This is a genomic window from Cedecea sp. P7760, assembly GCF_013386425.1.
Lineage (GTDB): Bacteria > Pseudomonadota > Gammaproteobacteria > Enterobacterales > Enterobacteriaceae > Cedecea > Cedecea selenatireducens.
Genome location: NZ_JACARU010000023.1, coordinates 183611 through 202339 on the forward strand (window position 1 = coordinate 183611; position 18729 = coordinate 202339).

19 protein-coding genes and 2 tRNA genes are annotated in these 18729 nt (G+C 54.7%); 10 read left to right on the forward strand and 11 right to left on the reverse strand.

What is annotated here, in order from left to right; all coding sequences use genetic code 11:
• Positions 1–57 precede the first annotated feature (57 nt).
• Genes HX778_RS10025 through hpxZ form a run of 4 tightly spaced genes read left to right on the forward strand, consistent with a single transcriptional unit; the run spans position 58 to position 3598 of the window.
• Complete coding sequence (locus HX778_RS10025) at positions 58–1641, forward strand: gamma-glutamyltransferase family protein (RefSeq protein ID WP_176981897.1); 1584 nt, start codon at positions 58–60, stop codon at positions 1639–1641.
• A gap of 11 nt (positions 1642–1652) precedes the next feature.
• Positions 1653–1841 carry an oxalurate catabolism protein HpxX gene (gene hpxX / locus HX778_RS10030; RefSeq protein WP_176981898.1) on the forward strand — a complete coding sequence of 63 codons (189 nt, stop codon included), beginning with the start codon at positions 1653–1655 and terminating at the stop codon, positions 1839–1841.
• A complete protein-coding gene (locus HX778_RS10035) occupies positions 1838–3214 on the forward strand; it encodes an AtzE family amidohydrolase (RefSeq protein ID WP_038475353.1) in 1377 nt (458 codons plus the stop codon). Before hpxX ends, HX778_RS10035 begins: the two co-directional genes overlap by 4 nt.
• Positions 3215–3598, forward strand: a complete 384-nt coding sequence (hpxZ, locus tag HX778_RS10040) for an oxalurate catabolism protein HpxZ (RefSeq protein WP_176981899.1) — start codon at positions 3215–3217, stop codon at positions 3596–3598. It abuts the gene before it with no gap.
• Positions 3599–3893: 295 nt separating this feature from the next.
• On the opposite strand, the gene puuE is transcribed toward hpxZ, so the two are convergent.
• The 3 genes from puuE to HX778_RS10055 are packed head-to-tail and all read right to left on the reverse strand — an operon-like array spanning position 3894 to position 6321.
• Positions 3894–4850: an allantoinase PuuE gene (puuE, locus tag HX778_RS10045; protein WP_038475357.1), complete on the reverse strand. Its 957-nt coding sequence runs from the start codon at positions 4848–4850 to the stop codon at positions 3894–3896.
• Positions 4851–4867: 17 nt separating this feature from the next.
• Positions 4868–5605: an allantoin racemase gene (gene hpxA / locus HX778_RS10050; RefSeq protein ID WP_038475359.1), complete on the reverse strand. Its 738-nt coding sequence runs from the start codon at positions 5603–5605 to the stop codon at positions 4868–4870.
• A gap of 2 nt (positions 5606–5607) precedes the next feature.
• Positions 5608–6321, reverse strand: coding sequence for a GntR family transcriptional regulator (locus HX778_RS10055; protein ID WP_038475361.1), 714 nt, complete (start codon positions 6319–6321; stop codon positions 5608–5610).
• A gap of 142 nt (positions 6322–6463) precedes the next feature.
• Here HX778_RS10055 and HX778_RS10060 point away from each other — a divergent pair, with 142 nt between their 5' ends.
• Together HX778_RS10060 and HX778_RS10065 are read left to right on the forward strand one after the other, a co-directional pair.
• Entirely contained in the window at positions 6464–7957 is a 1494-nt protein-coding gene (locus HX778_RS10060; RefSeq protein WP_176981900.1) for an NCS1 family nucleobase:cation symporter-1, read from the forward strand.
• 148 nt (positions 7958–8105) lie between these two features.
• On the forward strand, positions 8106–9029 hold the full coding sequence (locus tag HX778_RS10065) for a DMT family transporter (protein WP_052048987.1): 924 nt from the start codon (positions 8106–8108) through the stop codon (positions 9027–9029).
• 112 nt (positions 9030–9141) lie between these two features.
• Here the strand turns inward: HX778_RS10065 and HX778_RS10070 are convergent.
• Positions 9142–9218: transfer RNA gene (locus HX778_RS10070), tRNA-Asp, on the reverse strand.
• 134 nt (positions 9219–9352) lie between these two features.
• Positions 9353–10084 carry a DNA polymerase III subunit epsilon gene (gene dnaQ, locus HX778_RS10075; RefSeq protein ID WP_038475366.1) on the reverse strand — a complete coding sequence of 244 codons (732 nt, stop codon included), beginning with the start codon at positions 10082–10084 and terminating at the stop codon, positions 9353–9355.
• 66 nt (positions 10085–10150) lie between these two features.
• Between dnaQ and rnhA the strand changes: the two genes are divergently transcribed.
• Positions 10151–10627, forward strand: a complete 477-nt coding sequence (gene rnhA / locus HX778_RS10080) for a ribonuclease HI (RefSeq protein WP_038475368.1) — start codon at positions 10151–10153, stop codon at positions 10625–10627.
• Here the strand turns inward: rnhA and HX778_RS10085 are convergent.
• On the reverse strand, positions 10581–11342 hold the full coding sequence (locus HX778_RS10085) for a class I SAM-dependent methyltransferase (RefSeq protein ID WP_038475370.1): 762 nt from the start codon (positions 11340–11342) through the stop codon (positions 10581–10583). The two genes, rnhA and HX778_RS10085, sit on opposite strands and share 47 nt — an antisense overlap.
• A gap of 35 nt (positions 11343–11377) precedes the next feature.
• Here HX778_RS10085 and gloB point away from each other — a divergent pair, with 35 nt between their 5' ends.
• A complete protein-coding gene (gene gloB / locus HX778_RS10090) occupies positions 11378–12133 on the forward strand; it encodes a hydroxyacylglutathione hydrolase (protein ID WP_176981901.1) in 756 nt (251 codons plus the stop codon).
• 70 nt (positions 12134–12203) lie between these two features.
• Complete coding sequence (gene mltD, locus HX778_RS10095) at positions 12204–13574, forward strand: murein transglycosylase D (RefSeq protein ID WP_038475376.1); 1371 nt, start codon at positions 12204–12206, stop codon at positions 13572–13574.
• Positions 13575–13622: 48 nt separating this feature from the next.
• Here mltD and HX778_RS10100 read toward each other — a convergent pair whose 3' ends face one another.
• From HX778_RS10100 to HX778_RS10110, 3 genes are all read right to left on the reverse strand, one after another.
• Complete coding sequence (locus HX778_RS10100; protein WP_038475378.1) at positions 13623–14390, reverse strand: class I SAM-dependent methyltransferase; 768 nt, start codon at positions 14388–14390, stop codon at positions 13623–13625.
• Between the two features lie 72 nt (positions 14391–14462).
• Positions 14463–15266 (reverse strand): endonuclease/exonuclease/phosphatase family protein, encoded by an 804-nt coding sequence (locus HX778_RS10105; RefSeq protein ID WP_071842943.1) that lies wholly within the window; start codon positions 15264–15266, stop codon positions 14463–14465.
• 150 nt (positions 15267–15416) lie between these two features.
• Positions 15417–16592, reverse strand: coding sequence for an MFS transporter (locus HX778_RS10110; RefSeq protein ID WP_176981902.1), 1176 nt, complete (start codon positions 16590–16592; stop codon positions 15417–15419).
• A gap of 104 nt (positions 16593–16696) precedes the next feature.
• Here HX778_RS10110 and yafC point away from each other — a divergent pair, with 104 nt between their 5' ends.
• Positions 16697–17599, forward strand: a complete 903-nt coding sequence (yafC, locus tag HX778_RS10115; RefSeq protein WP_176981903.1) for a DNA-binding transcriptional regulator YafC — start codon at positions 16697–16699, stop codon at positions 17597–17599.
• A gap of 6 nt (positions 17600–17605) precedes the next feature.
• Here the strand turns inward: yafC and dkgB are convergent, their stop codons facing one another.
• Both dkgB and HX778_RS10125 read right to left on the reverse strand, forming a co-directional pair.
• Positions 17606–18412 carry a 2,5-didehydrogluconate reductase DkgB gene (gene dkgB, locus HX778_RS10120; RefSeq protein WP_176981904.1) on the reverse strand — a complete coding sequence of 269 codons (807 nt, stop codon included), beginning with the start codon at positions 18410–18412 and terminating at the stop codon, positions 17606–17608.
• A gap of 175 nt (positions 18413–18587) precedes the next feature.
• A tRNA-Asp gene (locus HX778_RS10125) sits at positions 18588–18664 on the reverse strand.
• Positions 18665–18729: the final 65 nt, after the last annotated feature.

Sequence of the window (18729 nt, forward strand, 5' to 3'; positions counted from 1 at the left end):
ACATCTCTTGCTTCTGACTTCCCTACCCGAGCGGAATTCCTGCAAGAGAAGAAAAACATGCAAAGCAATATGGCCCCCGGTGGCATGGCGGTTGCGCCCCATCATCTGGCCTCTGAAAGCGCGCTGTCCGTGCTGCGTCACGGCGGTGATGCCATTGAGGCAATGGTCGCTGCGGCCGCCACCATCGCGGTCGTTTACCCGCATATGAACGGCATCGGTGGCGACGGATTCTGGCTGATTGTTCCCCCGGAGGGCGAACCTGTCGCCATCGACGCCAGCGGCGCCGCCGGTTCGTTGGCGTCACTGGATTTCTACCGGGGAGAAAAAGCGATTCCCCATCGCGGCACCCGGGCAGCATTGACCGTGCCCGGCACCGTCAGCGGCTGGGCAGAAGCCCTGAAAGTTTCATCGGAGATTGGCGGCGGGCAGTTGCCTCTTTCGCGCCTGATGGCCGATGCCATTCGCTATGCGGCAGACGGGATCCCGGTCACCGCTTCTCAGTCACACGCGACGCAAAGCAAATATGCCGAGCTGGTCGATGTGCCGGGTTTTGCTGACACTTTCCTGCAGCACGGCGAAGTTCCGGCGACCGGCAGCCGGTTCACGCAGCCCCGGCTAGCGGCAACCCTAACGCGTATGACGCAGGAAGGCCTGGACAGTTTTTATCGCGGCCCGCTGGCCTCGGTTATTGCCGAAGAGCTGGCCGAGCTGGGGCTGCCGATTACCGCAGCCGATCTCGCTGAGCACCGGGCAACGCGCACGAAGCCGCTGCGGCTTGAGCATCAGGCAGGTGAGGTTTTCAATCTCGCGCCTCCCACTCAAGGCCTGGTTTCCCTGGCGATCCTGGGTATCACTGACCGGCTGCCGATGGCGAATGCGACCGAAGCGCAAACCGTGCATCGCATCGTTGAAGCGACCAAAAAGGCCTTTGCGCTGCGCGACGTACATATCACCGATCCGCGCCATATCACTACCTCAATACAGAACCTGTTGGATGCCGACTCACTCGATCGGCTTGCCGGGCAAATAGACGACAAAAACGCCGCGCCGTGGGGCAAAGGCAAAGGCCCCGGTGACACGGTCTGGATGGGCGTTATCGACGGTAACGGTCTGGCCGTGTCGTTTATTCAAAGTATCTATCACGAGTTTGGCAGCGGCGTTGTGCTGCCAAAAAGCGGCGTGCTTTGGCAAAACAGAGGTGCTTCTTTCAGCCTGGACCCAAACCATTTGCTGGCGCTGGCTCCGGGCAAAAAACCGTTCCATACCCTGAACCCGGCGGCGGCAAGGCTCGCCGACGGCAGAACGCTGGTTTACGGCTCGATGGGCGGCGACGGGCAGCCGCAGACTCAGGCGACGATATTTACCCGCTACGTGCTGCAGGGCATCAACCTGCAGGAGGCGATCTCCGCGCCGCGCTGGCTGCTGGGCCGCACCTGGGGGCAGGCTTCCGACAGCCTTAAGCTTGAAAGCCGCTTCAGCCCCGACACCTTTACCGAACTCCAGGCCCTGGGCCACGAGGTAGAAACGCTGCCCGCATTCAGCGAAGTCGTCGGCCACGCTGGCGCCATCGTCAGGCACACTAATGGCATGCTTGAAGGTGCGTGGGATCCGCGCAGCAACGGCAGCGCCGCAGGTTTTTGAGGAACATACTGATGAATCAACCTTCTTTTGACTGGCAGAACTACATTGCGCTTATGGAGCAACTGCTCGCCGTGCCGCTGACCGACGAACGCCGGAAAGAGCTGGAGTTTCAGCTGACGCGCATTGCGGCCATGGCGGAGCCGCTGATGGCATTTCCGCTGCCCGATCGTCAGGAAACCGCTGGAGTCTATTCACTATGACCGCCCTTTCTATACGCCAGACTCATCAGGGATTGCGGGACAAAACCTTTTCGGCAACCGAGCTTGCCCAACAAACGCTGGCCGGGATTGAGCAGCAGAACCCGCAAATTAACGCCTTTACCGAGGTGACCCAGTGTCGCCTGCTGGAAGAAGCCGCGTCGGTCGACAGGCTGATTGCCAGCGGCAGCGCGCTTCCCGCTTTGGCGGGCGTGCCTTACGCGGTAAAAAATATCTTCGACATTAAAGGGCTGACTACCCTTTCCGGTGCCGAGCTGTTTGCCGCAGAGCCCGCTGCCACGGCCGATGCCTTCGCCATAACTCAGCTACAAAAAGCAGGCGCTATGCTGAGCGGCGCGGTGAATATGGATGCCTACGCCTACGGCTTCACTACGGAAAACAGCCATTACGGCGCAACCAAAAACCCGCACGATCTTGCACGCATTGCGGGCGGCTCTTCCGGCGGTTCGGCCGCCGCCGTCGCTGCCGGGATGGTCAATTTTACCCTCGGCACCGACACCAACGGCTCGATCCGTGTCCCGTCGTCACTTTGCGGACTTGTTGGCCTGAAACCTACCTTTGGCCGCCTGTCGCGCGGCGGCAGCCATCCCTTTGTTGCCAGCCTCGATCATATTGGCCCGCTGGCACGTAGCGTGGAAGATGTCGCGGCGGTTTACGATGCGCTGCAAGGCTACGACGGCAGCGATCCTTTCCAGTCTTCCCGTACAATTGAGCCGGTTTATGCGACGCTTGAGCGTGATATGCCTCTTCGCGTCGCGGTGCTGGACGGCTTTTTTGAACGCTGGTGCGACGAAGACGCCAAAGAGGCGGTTAGCCGGGTAGCCAAAGCGTTGCAGGCAACGGAACATGCCTCCATGCCGGAAGCCGAACTCGCGCGCTCGGCGGCCTTTTTACTGACCGCGGCAGAAGCCGGAAACCAGTATCTGCCTGCGTTACGTGCCAGCCCCGAGCGCTTCGAACCCAATTCACGCGAACGCCTTCTGGCCGGGGCAATGACACCGTCAGCCTGGTACACCCAGGCTCAACGCTTCCGCGCCTGGTTCCTCGAGCGTACGCTGCCGTTATTTGATCGTTTTGATGTGCTTATCGCGCCCGCCACGCCCTGCAGCGCCACGCTTATCGGGCAGCAAACCATGAATATCAACGGGCAGGAGATCCCGGTTAAGGCCAGTATGGGGATCCTGACGCAGCCGATTTCGTTCCTCGGGCTGCCGGTGGTGAGCGCCCCGCTGGTCACCGCGAGCGGATTACCGATTGGCGTGCAGCTGATTGCCGCCCCGTGGCGGGAGGACATTTGTTTGCAGGCCGCACGGCGCCTGGAAGTTCAGGGTATTTTACAGACGAAGGTAAGCTAAATGATGCGAGATAATATTGACCGTCCGGCCATTCTGAACGAAGTCACCGAGGCATTTTATCGCTATGAGCAGGCGCTCATCACCAACGACGTTGCCGTGCTGGATGAGCTGTTTTGGGAAGATGCCCGCACCGTGCGCTACGGCGTGACGGAAAACCTTTACGGTATCGATCAGATACGCGCCTTCCGCAACGGGCGCTCCCCAAAAGGGCTGGATCGCCAGCTGAGAAATACCGTTATTACGACATTCAGCGACGAGCTGGCGGTGGCAAGCACCGAGTTTACGCGTGAAGGCAGCGATAAAGTCGGCCGCCAGATGCAGACCTGGGTAAAGTTTTCGTCGGGCTGGAAGATTGTAGCGGCACATGTGAGTTTAATGGGGTGACAGCTGTTTCTTCGTCACAAAGTCCCGGACCTATGCCGAAACAGCTAAGTTCCGTTCACTTTCGGCTCTGGCTCGGCTGAGAAAACTGAGGCGATTTAAGCCAGAACCGAGCCCCGCTTCTTATTTTTACCCTCNNGGCGGGGTTGAGCTGCCGGGAGTCCGGGGTCTCGGGGAAGTGACGGTGACTTCCCCGAGTCGTTCACGGTATCGGTGATGACATGTAAAACAGAACTGGAAGTGAACGGAACTTTAACCAGCCCAACAAAAGAAACAAGAAACAACACCAAGAAGCGTCTTACTCGGCATAAGGATGCATCTTCACCCAATGCTCGGCAATATCCTGCCTTCTGCAAATCCACACGCCTTCATGCTGCTGCACATAGTCCAGGAAACGCTGCAACGCCCGGAAACGGCCCGGCCGGCCTAGCAGACGACAGTGCATGCCGATGGACATCATCTTCGGCGCCGTTTCACCTTCTTCATACAGCACGTCGAAGCTGTCCTTCAAATAGGTATAGAACTGCTCGGCGGTGTTAAAGCCTTGAGCGGTGGCGAAGCGCATGTCATTGGTGTCCAGCGTGTACGGCACAATAAGATGGGGTTTGACGCGGCCGTCTTCGCAGGTGACTTTGCTCCAGAAAGGCAGATCGTCGCCATAGTAGTCGCTGTCGTACAGAATGCCGCCGTGCTCTACCACCAGCCGGCGGGTATTCGGGCTGTCGCGCCCGGTGTACCAGCCCAGCGGGCGGGAGCCAAACAGATCTGCCAGAATTTCCATCGCCTGATGCAGGTGCTGTCGCTCGGTGGCAGCGTCCATATTCTGATAATGGATCCAGCGCCAGCCGTGGCTGACAACGTCGTAATCTGCGGCTTTGATCGCGGAGACAATTTCCGGGTTGCGGGCCAGCGCCATCGCCACGCCAAACACCGTCAAAGGCAGGCCGCGCTTCTGGAATTCATTATGGATACGCCAGAAGCCCGCCCGCGAACCATATTCATAAAGAGAGTCCATCGACATATGGCGATCGGGAAAACTGGCCGCGCCGATGATATCGGAGAGAAACTGTTCTGAGCCGCTGTCGCCGTGCAGGACGTGGTTTTCAGCGCCTTCTTCAAAGTTGAGCACAAACTGAACCGCAATACGCGCGCCGCCTGGCCACTGCGCATGGGGAGGATTACCGGCATAACCGGCAAGGTCACGCGGGTAGTTTTCGGTAAAAGGATAGCGCGTAGCTTTTTCTTCTGATGGCATGATTCTCTCCTTCAACCTTAACTCAGACGAGCAAAAGAGCCCGAAAGCGGCTTTTTGTTCGGGTAAGCGAGGTCACCAAATTTACTGGTGCCGATGCCCAGCGCCACCAGGGACTCCACCAGCTTCACCGCAGCGGTCACGCCGTCGATAACCGGGATACCGATTTCCTCAGTCAGCTCTTTTGCCAGATTCGCCATCCCGCCGCAACCCAGCACGATCGCCCCGCTGTTATCTTCTTTTTTGGCCTGAATGCAGCGTTCACGCACCAGGCGCTGAGCCAGGCCTGTACCGTCTTCCAGCGCCAGAACAGGGAGATCGATAGCGTGCAGCGCGGCGCAATGATGTTCAAAACCGTATTGATGCACTAAGTGACGGGCAATGATCACCGTGCGCGGCAGCGTGGTAACAATCGAGAAGCGAGTCGCCACCATCGTCGCCATATGCATGGCAGCTTCGGCAATACCAATTACCGGCCCGCTGGCTATCTCACGTGCCGCCAGCAAACCCGGATCGCCAAAGCAGGCGATCACGTGCCCGTTCGCCCCCTGCGCTTTGCCCTGCTTAATTTGTTCAAGTACGCCGATGGCCGCGATGGCTTCATCGAAATGCCCTTCAATTGACTCCAAGCCCTGCTCCGGACAGCTGGCGAGGATCTGCGTGCCGGGTGCGGCAACGCTGCGGGCGGCTTCAGCAATAGTGTGCGTCATCGCCTGGCTGGTGTTGGGGTTGATCACTTGAATAATAGGCTGCTGCATGGTTATTCCTGTCGGGTGCCGAAGATGCGGGCGAAGTCTGGGGTGGTTTCACCGCTGCGCTCAAAATGCAGACTGGAAACAATATGTTCGAAGTGGTGCTGCATGGCGACGGTGAGCGGCTCAAGCGCTTTGTTACGCAGCAGTTCGATAAGATTTTCGTGATCGTCGCAGCGGCAGCCACGCTGCCATGGCGCGCCCCACGCGGCGATAACCAGCGATGAACGGTGCGTCAGGCTGGTGACCATTTCAGTCAGCACGGCGTTGCCGGAAATAGCCTGCAGCTGGATATGGAACGCCGCGGAGAACCGAATTGCCGCAGGCCCGTCGCCGTCGCGATGGGCTTTTTCTTCCTGCTGGATAATTTTACGTAACGCGACAAGATGCGGGGCCTGGAGATGCTCAAGCACGTGCGGCAGGTTGGCGCATTCAAGCACCGCCCGGGTCTGGAAGATCGCTTTCGATTCTTCTACGTCCGGCATGGCCACAAATGCACCACGTCCGGGCAGCATGGTGATCATTTGCACCGTTGCGAGGCGCGTTAAGACTTTGCGGATCCCGGTTCGGCTGATGCCAAAAACGTCTGCCAGCGCTTCTTCCGGCAGTTTACTGCCCGGCGGCAGTTGGTGTTCAACCATCGCCGTCATCAGCGATTGCCAGATAACGGCTTCTTTATCATGCAGTTCTGCTGGGGCTGTGACCCCGAAATCACGTTTCATCCACTACTCCTGTTAGCATCAGGCACCCTCATTTTGTATACAATATCATTGATAATTGAATACAAGAAATGCAAACCTGGCCTGGTTCCTGCAATACCTATGGCAGACATAATCCACCTTCTGTTTTATAGGAGCAGATCCCATGCCAGGTATAGAGAACAACGCCACAGCCATGAAAGAGAGTGCCCACGCCGGCTACAGCCCGCGCCTGTGCAACGATGACCTGGCCCCGACCCGCCACCAGACTTGGTCCTGGTATAATATTTTTTCGTTTTGGATGTCTGATGTACACAGCATGGGCGGCTATGTGGTCGCAGCCAGCTTTTTTACCCTCGGGCTTGCCAGCTGGCAGGTGCTGATTTGCCTTCTGGCGGGGATCTGTATCGTGCAGCTGTGCGCCAACCTGGTGGCAAAACCTAGCCAGATGGCGGGCGTGCCTTATGCGGTGATTTGCCGTCAGGCCTTCGGCGTCTTTGGCGCGAATATTCCAGCGGTGATCCGCGGGCTTATCGCCTTCGCCTGGTACGGAATACAAACTTATCTGGCCGCTAACGCATTAATGCTGGTGCTGCTGAAGTTCTGGCCGACGCTTGCCCCAATGACCGGCGTGAGCTTCCTCGGTCTGTCTCAGCTCGGCTGGATTTGCTTCGGTATTATGTGGGTGCTGCAGGCGATGGTGTTCTGGCACGGTATGAACGCCATTAAGCGCTTTATTGATATCGCAGGCCCTGCGGTTTACATCGTGATGATGGCGCTGGCCGGCTGGATCCTTTATCAGACCGGGTTCGGTGGGATCTCCTTCACTTTAGCGAGCAAGCAGCTCAGCTCCGGCGAGCAGGTGTGGCAGATGATCACCGCCACCGCGCTGGTCGTGTCCTATTTCTCCGGCCCGCTGCTTAACTTCGGCGATTTCTCTCGCTACGGAAAAAGCATGAAAGAGATCCGCCGCGGTAACCGCTGGGGCCTGCCGTTTAACTTCCTGCTGTTCTCTATTGTGACGGTAGTTATCGTGTCCGGCACCCAGTCTCTGTTCGGCAAGATGATCACCGATCCTATCGAAACCGTCAGCCATATCGGCAACAGCCTGGCGATGGCCATTGGTCTGCTGACGATGATCACCGCGACTATCGGGATCAATATCGTGGCGAACTTTGTCTCCCCGGCGTTCGACTTCTCTAACTGTTCGCCGCAGAAGATCAGCTTCCGCGCAGGTGGGATGATCGCCGCCGTGGGCTCCGTGCTGCTGACGCCGTGGAACCTGTTCCAGTCCCCGGAGCTGATTCACTACACGCTGGATGTTTTAGGTTCATTCATTGGGCCGCTGTTCGGCATCCTGATCGCGGACTTCTACCTCGTTAAGGGTGGAAAAATCCACGTCGACGATCTGTTCAACGACACGCCAAAAGGCCGCTACTGGTACAGCAATGGCTTTAACCCGAAGGCGATTATCGCCCTGGTGCCGTCGGTCGCGGTTTGCCTGACCATCAGCTTTATTCCTTCGCTGCATGAGGTCGCCAACTTCAGCTGGTTTATCGGCGTGTTCCTCGGCCTGAGCTGCTACCGCTGGCTGGCACGCAGCGAAAAAGTTGCCGGTGCGAGCGCTTTTACCGGCCGCGTAGCCACTTCAAAAGAGTAAAAATACCGGCCTGAATCCTCAGGGGTTCAGGCCTTTTTACATTCTCGACATACTCTTTTTCTTCTCCACGACGACGGCTGGCTCCGCAGGGAGTAATATATTCTCCCTTCGCCCTTTCCAGCAAAATCCCGTGTCAAAGGAGATTCCCTTGCTCAGCAGTAAGAAGTTGGCCACTGAGGCTGCCCCCCCTAAGCCGTCGGCCTGGTATGTATTGCTCCTGTTCACCATCCCGCCGCTGCTTTGGGCATGTAATTACATCGTCGGCAAAGCCGTTCGCAACGACATTCCGCCGGTTGGGCTGACCTTTATGCGCTGGCTGGTTGCGCTGATAGTGATCCTGCCGTTTGCCTTGCCTTATATTAAAAGAGATTTTCGTCGCTACCGGGAATACCTGGGCTGGATTATCGCGGTGTCGGTGACCGGCATCGTCTGCTTTAGCCTGCTGGTGTATATCGGCCTGCACCATACGTCCAGCACCAACGCGCTGTTGCTCAACTCCTGTATTCCGGTGCTGATTATGCTGTTTGGCGCGCTGTTCTTCGGCCACAAGCTCAGCGTGAAGCAGGTTGTGGGACTGGCGATTTCCTGCTGCGGCGTGCTGTTTATTATCTTTAAGGGCGATATTCACGGGCTGATGCAGATGGCGTTTTCATCGGGTGACCTGATGCTGCTGGCGGCCATGGCCTGCTTTGCGCTTTATACGCTGTGGATCCGTAAAATACCTTCCGATATCAGCCGAATGGGGCTGCTGGGCGTTCAGGTGGCTATCGCGCTTATCGTGACGCTGCCGCTGTGGCTGCATGAGATGAGCACCGGCGCGGTTCCTCACTGGAATACGATGACGATTTCAGCGGTTATCTTCCTCGGCGCATTCCCTTCTTTTGTTTCATACCTGCTTTACGGACGCTGCGTGGAAGCCGTGGGTGCCGCACGGGCCGGGCTGAGCATTCACCTGATCCCTGTCTTCGGCGTGGTGTTGTCGCTGGTGTTTCTGGGCGAAACGCTGCATCTTTTCCACATCATCGGGATTGCGACCATTTTGATTGGCGTGGCGTTAGCCAGCAGGCACTAGAGGTTACTTCAGCCAGCCCTCGCGCGATATCAGCGCGGGGGTGAAAAGGCATTTTTCAGAAAGCAGAAACGACGAAAGCCTGAATCATTGCTGACTCAGGCTTTCTGAATTGTGGCGGAACGGACGGGACTCGAACCCGCGACCCCCTGCGTGACAGGCAGGTATTCTAACCGACTGAACTACCGCTCCGCGTTTTGTTCCCCGTCGGGAACGAGGCGAATATTACGGTTTGGCCCGATAGCCGTCAACGCTTTTTATCATAAAATTAACCGTTTGCCGCAAAAATCACCTGAGTGGTGATTTTTAACTCATTTCCGCGCTATTTAGCTGCGCCAGAGGCAGCTTCCGCCTTTCTTCTGCACCAAATCAAGACGAGATTCATGCGCCAGAAGCTCTTCATCACTGGCGTGGATGACCCGCATGCCTGACGCACGACGCACGACGCGCTGAATTCCCCCGCTGCCCTGCTGCTGCTGCACGTCACCTTCCATAGAGAATTTCAGCGATGTTTGCCCGCCGGTCATCATCAAATAGACGTCGGACAGAATTTGGGCATCGAGCAGTGCGCCGTGCAGCGTACGTTTGCTGTTGTCTATTTCATAACGCGAGCAGAGTGCATCGAGGCTGTTTCGCTTGCCCGGAAACATCTTACGGGCCATCGCCAGGCTGTCGGTAATCTTACAGAAGGTTTCTGTTTTAGGGATGTCACGGCGCAGCTTGCTGAACTCGTAATCCATAAAGCCGATATCGAACGATGCGTTATGAATAACAAGCTCAGCGCCGCGGATGTAGTCCATGAACGCATCAGCGACCTGGTCAAACGTCGGTTTATCCGCCAGGAATTCATCAGCAATACCGTGAACGCCAAAGGCTTCCGGGTCCACCAGCCTGTCGGGTTTTAGGTAGACATGGAAGTTATTGCCCGTCAGGCGGCGGTTGATCACTTCAACCGCACCGATCTCGATAATGCGGTGCCCTTCGTAATGAGCACCGATCTGGTTCATACCGGTGGTTTCGGTATCGAGAACTATCTGTCTGGTCGTGGTAGAAATCATATAGCTGTGCTCATCGCGCTCGTTTATGTCAGACTTGACCTTTTCATCACAGGAAGTCTACCAGAGATGCGTAAACAGGTAGAAGTTTTCACCGATGGCTCCTGCCTGGGTAACCCTGGGCCGGGCGGCTTCGGTGCGATTTTGCGGTACAAGCAGCACGAAAAAATCTTCAGCGAAGGATTTCGCCTCACGACCAACAACCGCATGGAGATGATGGCCGCGATCGTCGCGCTTGAGGCGCTGATTGAACCCTGCGATGTGGTCCTCAGCACCGACAGCCAGTACGTCCGCCAGGGCATTACCCAGTGGATCCACAACTGGAAGAAGCGCGGCTGGAAAACGGCTGATAAAAAGCCGGTGAAGAACGTAGATTTATGGAAGCGTCTTGATGCCGCCCTGAGCCATCACGAAATTAAGTGGGAATGGGTTAAAGGCCACGCGGGCCACCCGGAAAACGAACGCTGCGACGAACTGGCTCGCAACGCCGCATCCCGTCCTACTCATGAGGATGTGGGCTATCAGCCGGACGGCGCGGCACCTTAACGCTGTCACGGTACTGCCGCGTCGCCCCCACCGCCGAGCGAATCTGATTTTTCGCTTTACGGCTTTTCATTGGGTTTAGCGTCAGCGGCAGCGTGCGTTTACGCGCGACAATAACGTGCATACAGCCCAGCGCAGGCAGGTGGGTACTCAGTAAACGCCCGCCCTGCTTATGCCACGGCAATACCTGAAAACTACGCCGATACATCACCTCAAAATTCAGCAATGACAGCCAGTCAAATTGCCTCATTGGGGTAAACATGCGGCTATTGAAAGGTGCACGCTTGCGCAGGAAGGGCACGGTTTTACCCAGGCCTAGCAGGCTAATAGGATTGAAACTGCTGAGAACAATCCAGCCATCATCGATCAGTACCCGATCGACTTCCCGAAGTAAGCCGTGAGGATCCGGGCACCACGGCAGCGTGTGGGCCAACAAACAGGCATCAACCGACTTCGCCGCAAACGGAAGGTGCAAAGGATCGGCGTTCACCTGCAAATGTTCACCCTGTAAGGCTACATTAACCTGATGAGAAATAGCGCAGGCTTCCGTGTTAACTTCTGCGCTCAGGTTGCCGATTTTCAGTAAATGAAAGCCGAACATTTTACCCAGCCAGGGGCGAAGCTGCTCTTCGAGCGCGTCCCGGTAGTATTCTCCCCATCGCAGCTGCGCCCAATGATGGGGGGAAGTGAGAATCTCAGGTATCCTTGCCGGTTTCATCACTACCTTCTTAATTGCCATAGAGAGGTTGAACTATGAATCTTAACAGTATTCGTGCTTTCCAGGATAACTACATCTGGGTGCTTAATAATGAGCAGGGAAAATGTGTGATCGTTGACCCCGGTGAGGCCGCTCCTGTTTTGAAGGCTATAGAGGAAAACGGCTGGCAGCCAGAAGCTATTCTGCTTACCCATCATCATGCCGATCACGTTGGTGGCGTTCAGCAACTGAAGGACAAATACCCGAACATTGAGGTATACGGACCGGAGGAAACCCGGCAGAAAGGGGCTACGCAGATCGTGGGCGAAGGGGATAAGTTTAGCCTGTCTGGGCGTGAATATAGCGTGATAGCAACACCTGGTCACACTTTAGGACATATCTCGTTTTATAGTTTTCCTTATCTATTTTGCGGCGACACAATGTTTTCTGGCGGCTGCGGAAGACTTTTTGAAGGTACGGCAGAGCAGATGTTTACATCATTTCAAAAACTTAATTCACTACCTGCTGAAACCCAGATTTGTTGCGCACATGAGTACACCGAATCAAACATAAAGTTTTCCTTAAGTATTTTACCCCATGATGAGCAATTAAAGGGATACTATCGAAAAGTTAAGGAGTTACGCGCAAAAAATCACTCAACCTTGCCGTCAACGCTGCAAACAGAACGCCAAATAAATATTTTTTTACGCACTGAAGATGCTGTTTTAAAAGAAGAAATTAAAAAAGAAACAAACTTGCAACAACCCCATGAGATATTCGCCTGGTTAAGGACAAAGAAGGATAGCTTCTGAATATTCTGGTTGTGTTGTCGAAAAGGCGACGGTATCATCGCTCGTCTTTTAAGCAACCATTGACACACACATGAAGGCAAAAGCGATACTACTCGCCTCTGTCTTGCTTGTCGGGTGCCAGGCGTCAAAGCATGACGCCAACATTCAACAGCATGCACAGAGTCTGTCTGCGGCTGGTCAAGGTGAAGCAGGAAAGTACACGGGTCGAGCGACCTCTGCGCGATGGATGGATGATGGAACCTTCCTCGCGCAAGATCAAAACCTGTGGAACTTCATCGGCAACGAGCTAAAGATGGGGATACCGGAAAACGTCCGGATCCGCGAACAGAAACAGAAGTACCTGAGTAATAAGAGCTATCTCCACGATGTAACATTACGGGCAGAGCCGTATATGTACTGGATTGCCGGGCAAGTTAAGAAACGCAACATGCCAATGGAACTAGTACTACTACCCATAGTGGAGAGCGCTTTTGACCCCCACGCGACGTCTAGCGCAAATGCCGCAGGCATTTGGCAGATTATCCCAAGTACGGGGCGCAATTACGGTCTTAAGCAGACCAAAGCGTACGATGCACGCCGTGATGTAGTGGCTTCCACCACTGCCGCACTGGATATGATGCAGCGTTTGAACAAGATGTTTGACGGCGACTGGTTGTTGACCGTGGCAGCGTACAACAGCGGCGAAGGCCGTGTGCTGAACGCCATAAAAGCGAACAAATCGCGGGGTAAACCTACCGATTTCTGGTCGCTGGCTCTGCCGCGTGAAACAAAGATCTACGTACCGAAAATGCTGGCGTTGAGCGACATACTCAAAAACAGTCAGAAGTACGGCGTACGTTTGCCGACAACGGATGAAAGCCGCGCGCTGGCGCGTGTTGAAGTCAGCAATCCGGTTGAGTTAACGCAGGTCGCCGAAATGGCAGGCATGTCGCTCACCAACCTGAAGACCTTCAACGCCGGCGTGAAAAGCACTACCGTTGGGAAAAATCAGCGTTACGTGATGGTGCCGAAAAAGCATGCCGAGCAGCTGAAAGCCTCTTTGGCTTCTGGTGAAATCGATGCTTTACAGCCTACGCTGGTTGCGGATAACCGCAGCAGTGCCGGTGGCAACAAATCTTATAAAGTGCGCTCAGGGGATACACTGTCCGGCGTTGCTTCACGCCTCGGTGTGAACGCTAAAGATTTGCAAAACTGGAACAACCTGAGCGGTTCTCGCCTTAAAGTTGGGCAAACGCTCAGCGTGAAAGGTGGCGCAACGCAGCTGGCTGACAATAGCAGCATCACTTATCAGGTGCGCAAAGGTGACTCACTGTCGAGTATCGCCAAACGTCACGGCGTGAACATCAAAGATGTGATGCGCTGGAACAGCGGTACCGATGATCTGAGGCCTGGAGACCAACTGACGCTGTTTGTCAGCGGGAATACTTCTCCAGATACCTGATAGTAAAGATAAAAAAGGCACCTGCATGGTGCCTTTTCTTTTTTGAGTTTATCCCTTTCGAGCTTCCAGCAGGATGATATCGCTGGTGAACGACCCGTCGCGCTGCAATTCAAAGTACTGCTTAACCTCGTCAGACGCACTTTTTTGGTAAGCGCGGATCGCGTCCGATAACACTATCGGCGTTCTCATCCTGGCAATCCAGCTGGAGAACTCCAGATTCAGCCTGTCGCATAAAACGCTGTGCGTCATCAGGCCCGCATCGTTAAACAGGCTCAGCCACTCTCCGCTGGAATAATTACGCACGTGCGAAGTGTCACGTAATGCCTCGACCGTTTGCAGCCAGATATCCTTCACCGGGTGACCCGGTGAAGTGACATCCATAAAAATAGCAATGCCACCAGGCTTAAGCACACGCTTCACCTCGCGCAGAGCCTGGCCGACATCGTGCCAGTGATGCGCAGAGTAGCGGCTGATGACCACATCAAAGGTGCTGTCATCGAATGGAAGTGATTCTGCATATCCCTGGCGAGTCGCAATATTAGTGATTCCCCGCGTGGTCGCCGCCTCCGCGACAACCGTCAGCATCTGCTCGGACAAATCATAAGCGACAACTGACTTCACCTTCGCCGCAGCAATAAAGCTTGCGTGCCCTGCCCCGCATCCCATGTCCAGCAGAGTGGCATTGGGAAAATCATTCAACCGCGCGCTAAGCCGCTCCAGATCGCGCCCTGAAGCATGAACCGTGCTGGTCAAATAGGCGCTGGCCTGGGATCCAAACTGCTGGCTAACTTTGTCATGATGGGATTGCGTTGTCATCGTTATGTCCTTGCGGTTAAGTGAGAAAAAAGGGCAGCGCACAGGTCTGCCCAACGGCAGACCTGACGAACCTTATTTCAGCTCAGGCTTGCCGGGACGGAATTCAACTAGTAGCGGGTTATGGTCTGAGGCACGAGTCACCAGCACCGAAGCTTCGGTGACGTTCAGACCACGATAGAAGACAAAATCAAGCGGGCGACCAAACGCCCGGCGGCGATGATCGTCGGTAAAACGAACTTCACGCAGCGTCATTTCGCGGGCAAAGCGGAACAATGCATTCATGCGTGGACGGCTCCAGGCATTGAAATCACCGGCCATGATAACCGGCCCGTTGTGATGCCCTATCTGATCGCCAATTGGCCCAAGCTGTTTGCTGTAAACGTCTACGCCAAGGCTAAAATTAACGGCATGAATATTAATCACCATCAGCATCCGCCCGTCCGGCAAGGGATAAACGGTCACCAGGGCAGACTTGGATAACCGCAGGATCGGCTCGCGTTCACGTAGCGGGCAGCAATAGACAGGATGGGCAGCAGAAAGTGTCATCACGCCAGAAGGATGCTGGGGTAAAACAAAGGCGGGAACCTGGTCGGCGGCCAGATAGTTAGTGGTCGCAAATCGAACCAATTCAGGTGTCGTTTGCGCTTCCTGTAACAGCATCAGGTGCGCGTCTTTGCCGAAGGTTTGCAGCACCGAAAGCCAGTCGGCCCGCTGCTGCTTAAAGATGTTCCATACCAGAACGCGTATCGTGCCGTGGCCGGGTAAAGGTTCTCCGGGGGGTAATGCCTGACCTATAGTCGCAAACGAGCCGGGAGGCAGAATTCGCTCTGCTGGCTGTCCGGCTACGTATCGCATGGCATAGGTATTCTTGTGCACGTTTAGCTAACGACCTCAGTAACTCATCAATATGCCCGCAGTTTGCGGACTATCTTTCAGTTATAGGGACTTTAGCGCAGACTTTCAACGACCATTACAAACCATTGACTACCAGGGGCGTAAAACGGCTACGCTCCTGGTATAAAAAATTTAGCTTATGGCGAGTTTTGACTGCTTATCCAGTCTGCCGCTAAAGCCAATCAGCAACAGCGCCAGAACAACAATCACTGCACCAATCCACGGCGTCTGCGCCAGACCGAAGTGTTGCACCGTCTGGCCACCAATAATGGAGCCCACAGCAATACCCACGTTAAACGCCGCAATGTTAAGACCGGAAGCAACATCAACCGCATTTGGCGTGTATTGTTCGGCTTTCTGTACAACATAGACCTGCAGGCCCGGAACATTACCGAAGGCGAAGACGCCCATCACCAGAATGGTAAGCAGCGCGGCAACGTGCGAGTGTACGGTGAACTGGAAGACCAGAAGCAGCACGGCCAGTGCGGCAAAGATAAATTTCAGGGCCGGCACAGCACCGTGGCGATCCGCCAGCTTACCGCCCCAGATATTGCCAATAGCCACAGATACGCCATAGCCCAACAGGATCCAGCTCACTGCGGAAGGTGAAAAGCCAGCCAGATCCTGCATCATCGGCGCCAGGAAGGTAAAGGCGGTAAACACACCACCATAACCCAGCGCGGTAACCAGATAGATCAGCACCAGACGCGGATGGGTTAATACCTGCAGCTGCTCCTTAATTCCAGCCAGCGCACGATTAGGAATATCTTTCGGGATAAGGATCATGCTGCTGATCAATGCGATAACGCCAATAGCCGATACTGCCAGGAAAGTTTCACGCCAGCCGAAATGCTGCCCGATGAACGTCCCCAATGGCACGCCGGTCACCAGCGCTACCGTCAGGCCACCAAACATAATGGCAATGGCTGAAGCCGCTTTCTCTTTGGGTACAAGGCTCGTCGCAATCGTCGAACCAATGGAGAAAAATACGCCGTGCGCCAGACCAGTAAGCAGGCGAGCTACGACCAAAGTCTCGTAATTAGGCGACAGCCAGGCTATCACATTCCCTACGGTAAATAGCGCCATAAGGCCGATGAGCAATTGCTTGCGCGGCAGTTTGCCTGTTAAGGCGGTCAAAACAGGCGCGCCAATCGCCACGCCAAGAGCATAGATAGATACCAGCAATCCTGCAGACGGAACTGAGATTGCAAGCTGTTCAGCGATCGTCGGTACAAGCCCGACAATAACGAACTCGGTGGTGCCGATTGCGAAAGCACTGATCGTCAGTGCGAGAAGCGCCAGAGGCATAATTTACTCCATAACAGGTGTCTTTTGATGACACGTAGTATGGCGGGATGCTTAAATAACAAAAATATGTAAAATCTCAATAGAATTTTGCTTGTGGAGCAACAATGAAGGCTACGTCGGAAGAACTTGCGATTTTTGTTGCCGTAGTAGAGAGCGGGAGCTTCAGCCGCGCGGCAGAACAGCTGGGGCTGGCTAACTCAGCGGTGAGCAGGACGGTAAAAAAGCTGGAGATGAAGCTGGGCGTGAGCCTGCTTAACCGAACAACGCGCCAGCTTAGCCTGACGGAAGAAGGTGAGCGCTATTTCAGGAACGTGCAGCAAATTTTGCAGGCGATGGCCGCGGCTGAAAATGAAGTGATGGAAAGCAAGCAGACGCCAAGGGGATTGCTGCGCATTGATGCCGCAACGCCGGTGATGTTGCATCTACTGATGCCGCTGATAAAACCGTTCCGCGAGCGCTACCCGGAAATGACGCTGTCTCTTGTATCGTCGGAAACCTTCATTAACCTCATCGAGCGTAAAGTCGATGTGGCTATTCGGGTAGGTAATTTAACCGACTCAAGCCTCCGTGCCCGCCCGCTTTTTAGCAGCTACCGCAAGATCATTGCCTCGCCCGAATATATAGCGGCTAATGGAGCACCAGAAACCGCTGCCGATCTGGTAAATCACGTCTGCCTGGGCTTTACCGAGCCTTCTTCACTTAACCGCTGGCCGGTTTCACAAGCGGATGGACAACTCTTTGAGATAAAACCAGGGTTATCTTCAAATAGCGGAGAAACGCTTAAGCAGCTGTGCCTGACGGGGAACGGTATCGCCTGTCTGTCAGACTTTATGATTGATAAAGAAATTGAAAGCGGAGAGTTTGTTGAGGTGCTTGCCGATAAGCTTTTACCGGTCAATATGCCTTTTAGCGCCGTGTACTATAGCGACCGGGCGGTCAGTACGCGTATTCGTGCATTTATTGATTTTCTGAGTGACGCAGTAAAACGGCCCCCTGAAGGGCCGTAATCAGGATCAGTTATCCCACTTCGGTGCCAGACCTTCCGGGCTCACCAGGCGGTCATTGCATTCCAGAGCAGCAATGGCCGCCATATCTTCAGCATCCAGCTTCAGGCTCTGCGCCTGCAGATTGCTTTCCAGATTCGCGCGTTTTGTCGAAGAAGGAATCACTGCATAATCCAGAGCCATCGCCCATGCCAGAATAACCTGTGCAGGCGTTGCCTGATGTTTCAGTGCAATACGGCCAATGGTTTCATCCGCCAACGCTTTCCCATAGGCCAGCGTCATATAGGACGTAATGTGAATGTTGTGCTGCTTAGCCCACTCAACAACGGTGCGGTTTTGCAAGTATGGCGACAGCTCAATCTGGTTGGTGGCAATATTTTCGGCGCCAACGGCATCAATTGCCTGCTGCATCAGTTCAACCGTAAAGTTTGAAATCCCAATTTGGCGCGTGAAACCGGCTTCTTTCGCCTCCAGCAGCGCCTGCATGAATTCAGCCACCGGCACGGCATCGTTTGGCGAAGGCCAGTGGATCAGCGTCAGATCGACGTAATCAGTGCGCAGCTTCACCAGGCTCTCTTTCAGGCTTGGGATCAGTTTGTCCTTGCTGAGGTTTTCAATCCAGATTTTAGTCGTGATAAAAAGCTCTTCACGTGGAATGCCGCTTTCTTCAAGCGCCTGACCAACAGCCGCCTCATTATCATAAATCTGAGCAGTATCTACAGCACGATAGCCCAGCTCCAGGGCTGTTTTAACCGATGCGATGACGATGTCGTCTTTCAGGCGGAAAGTGCCCAGACCGAATGCAGGAATTGCCATTTTTAACCTCATTATGGGATGTTCGTTGGTATGAGGAAGAGTATGCCGGGGAGAACTCTGCTGAAAAAGACGGATAAATGCAGAAGATTTTTGCTAAATCAGCAACAATGTTGTTAATTTTGATGGAATTTAAATACAAAAAAGCCCTGAGTCTAAGACTCAGGGCTTAAATAAGTGGCGGAACGGACGGGACTCGAACCCGCGACCCCCTGCGTGACAGGCAGGTATTCTAACCGACTGAACTACCGCTCCACCGAATTTTTCTACAACCACTGATTTTCACATCAGCTTACTGCTTAATTTGATGCCTGGCAGTT

Excerpts from the sequence above, each read along its gene's own strand:
- HX778_RS10025 (WP_176981897.1), top strand. The coding sequence starts at position 58 with ATGCAAAGCAATATGGCCCCCGGTGGCATGGCGGTTGCGCCCCATCAT.
- hpxX (WP_176981898.1), top strand. The coding sequence starts at position 1,653 with ATGAATCAACCTTCTTTTGACTGGCAGAACTACATTGCGCTTATGGAG.
- HX778_RS10035 (WP_038475353.1), top strand. The coding sequence starts at position 1,838 with ATGACCGCCCTTTCTATACGCCAGACTCATCAGGGATTGCGGGACAAA.
- hpxZ (WP_176981899.1), top strand. The coding sequence starts at position 3,215 with ATGATGCGAGATAATATTGACCGTCCGGCCATTCTGAACGAAGTCACC.
- puuE (WP_038475357.1), bottom strand. The coding sequence starts at position 4,850 with ATGCCATCAGAAGAAAAAGCTACGCGCTATCCTTTTACCGAAAACTAC.
- hpxA (WP_038475359.1), bottom strand. The coding sequence starts at position 5,605 with ATGCAGCAGCCTATTATTCAAGTGATCAACCCCAACACCAGCCAGGCG.
- HX778_RS10055 (WP_038475361.1), bottom strand. The coding sequence starts at position 6,321 with ATGAAACGTGATTTCGGGGTCACAGCCCCAGCAGAACTGCATGATAAA.
- HX778_RS10060 (WP_176981900.1), top strand. The coding sequence starts at position 6,464 with ATGCCAGGTATAGAGAACAACGCCACAGCCATGAAAGAGAGTGCCCAC.
- dnaQ (WP_038475366.1), bottom strand. The coding sequence starts at position 10,084 with ATGATTTCTACCACGACCAGACAGATAGTTCTCGATACCGAAACCACC.
- rnhA (WP_038475368.1), top strand. The coding sequence starts at position 10,151 with ATGCGTAAACAGGTAGAAGTTTTCACCGATGGCTCCTGCCTGGGTAAC.
- HX778_RS10085 (WP_038475370.1), bottom strand. The coding sequence starts at position 11,342 with ATGAAACCGGCAAGGATACCTGAGATTCTCACTTCCCCCCATCATTGG.
- gloB (WP_176981901.1), top strand. The coding sequence starts at position 11,378 with ATGAATCTTAACAGTATTCGTGCTTTCCAGGATAACTACATCTGGGTG.
- mltD (WP_038475376.1), top strand. The coding sequence starts at position 12,204 with ATGAAGGCAAAAGCGATACTACTCGCCTCTGTCTTGCTTGTCGGGTGC.
- HX778_RS10100 (WP_038475378.1), bottom strand. The coding sequence starts at position 14,390 with ATGACAACGCAATCCCATCATGACAAAGTTAGCCAGCAGTTTGGATCC.
- HX778_RS10110 (WP_176981902.1), bottom strand. The coding sequence starts at position 16,592 with ATGCCTCTGGCGCTTCTCGCACTGACGATCAGTGCTTTCGCAATCGGC.
- yafC (WP_176981903.1), top strand. The coding sequence starts at position 16,697 with ATGAAGGCTACGTCGGAAGAACTTGCGATTTTTGTTGCCGTAGTAGAG.
- dkgB (WP_176981904.1), bottom strand. The coding sequence starts at position 18,412 with ATGGCAATTCCTGCATTCGGTCTGGGCACTTTCCGCCTGAAAGACGAC.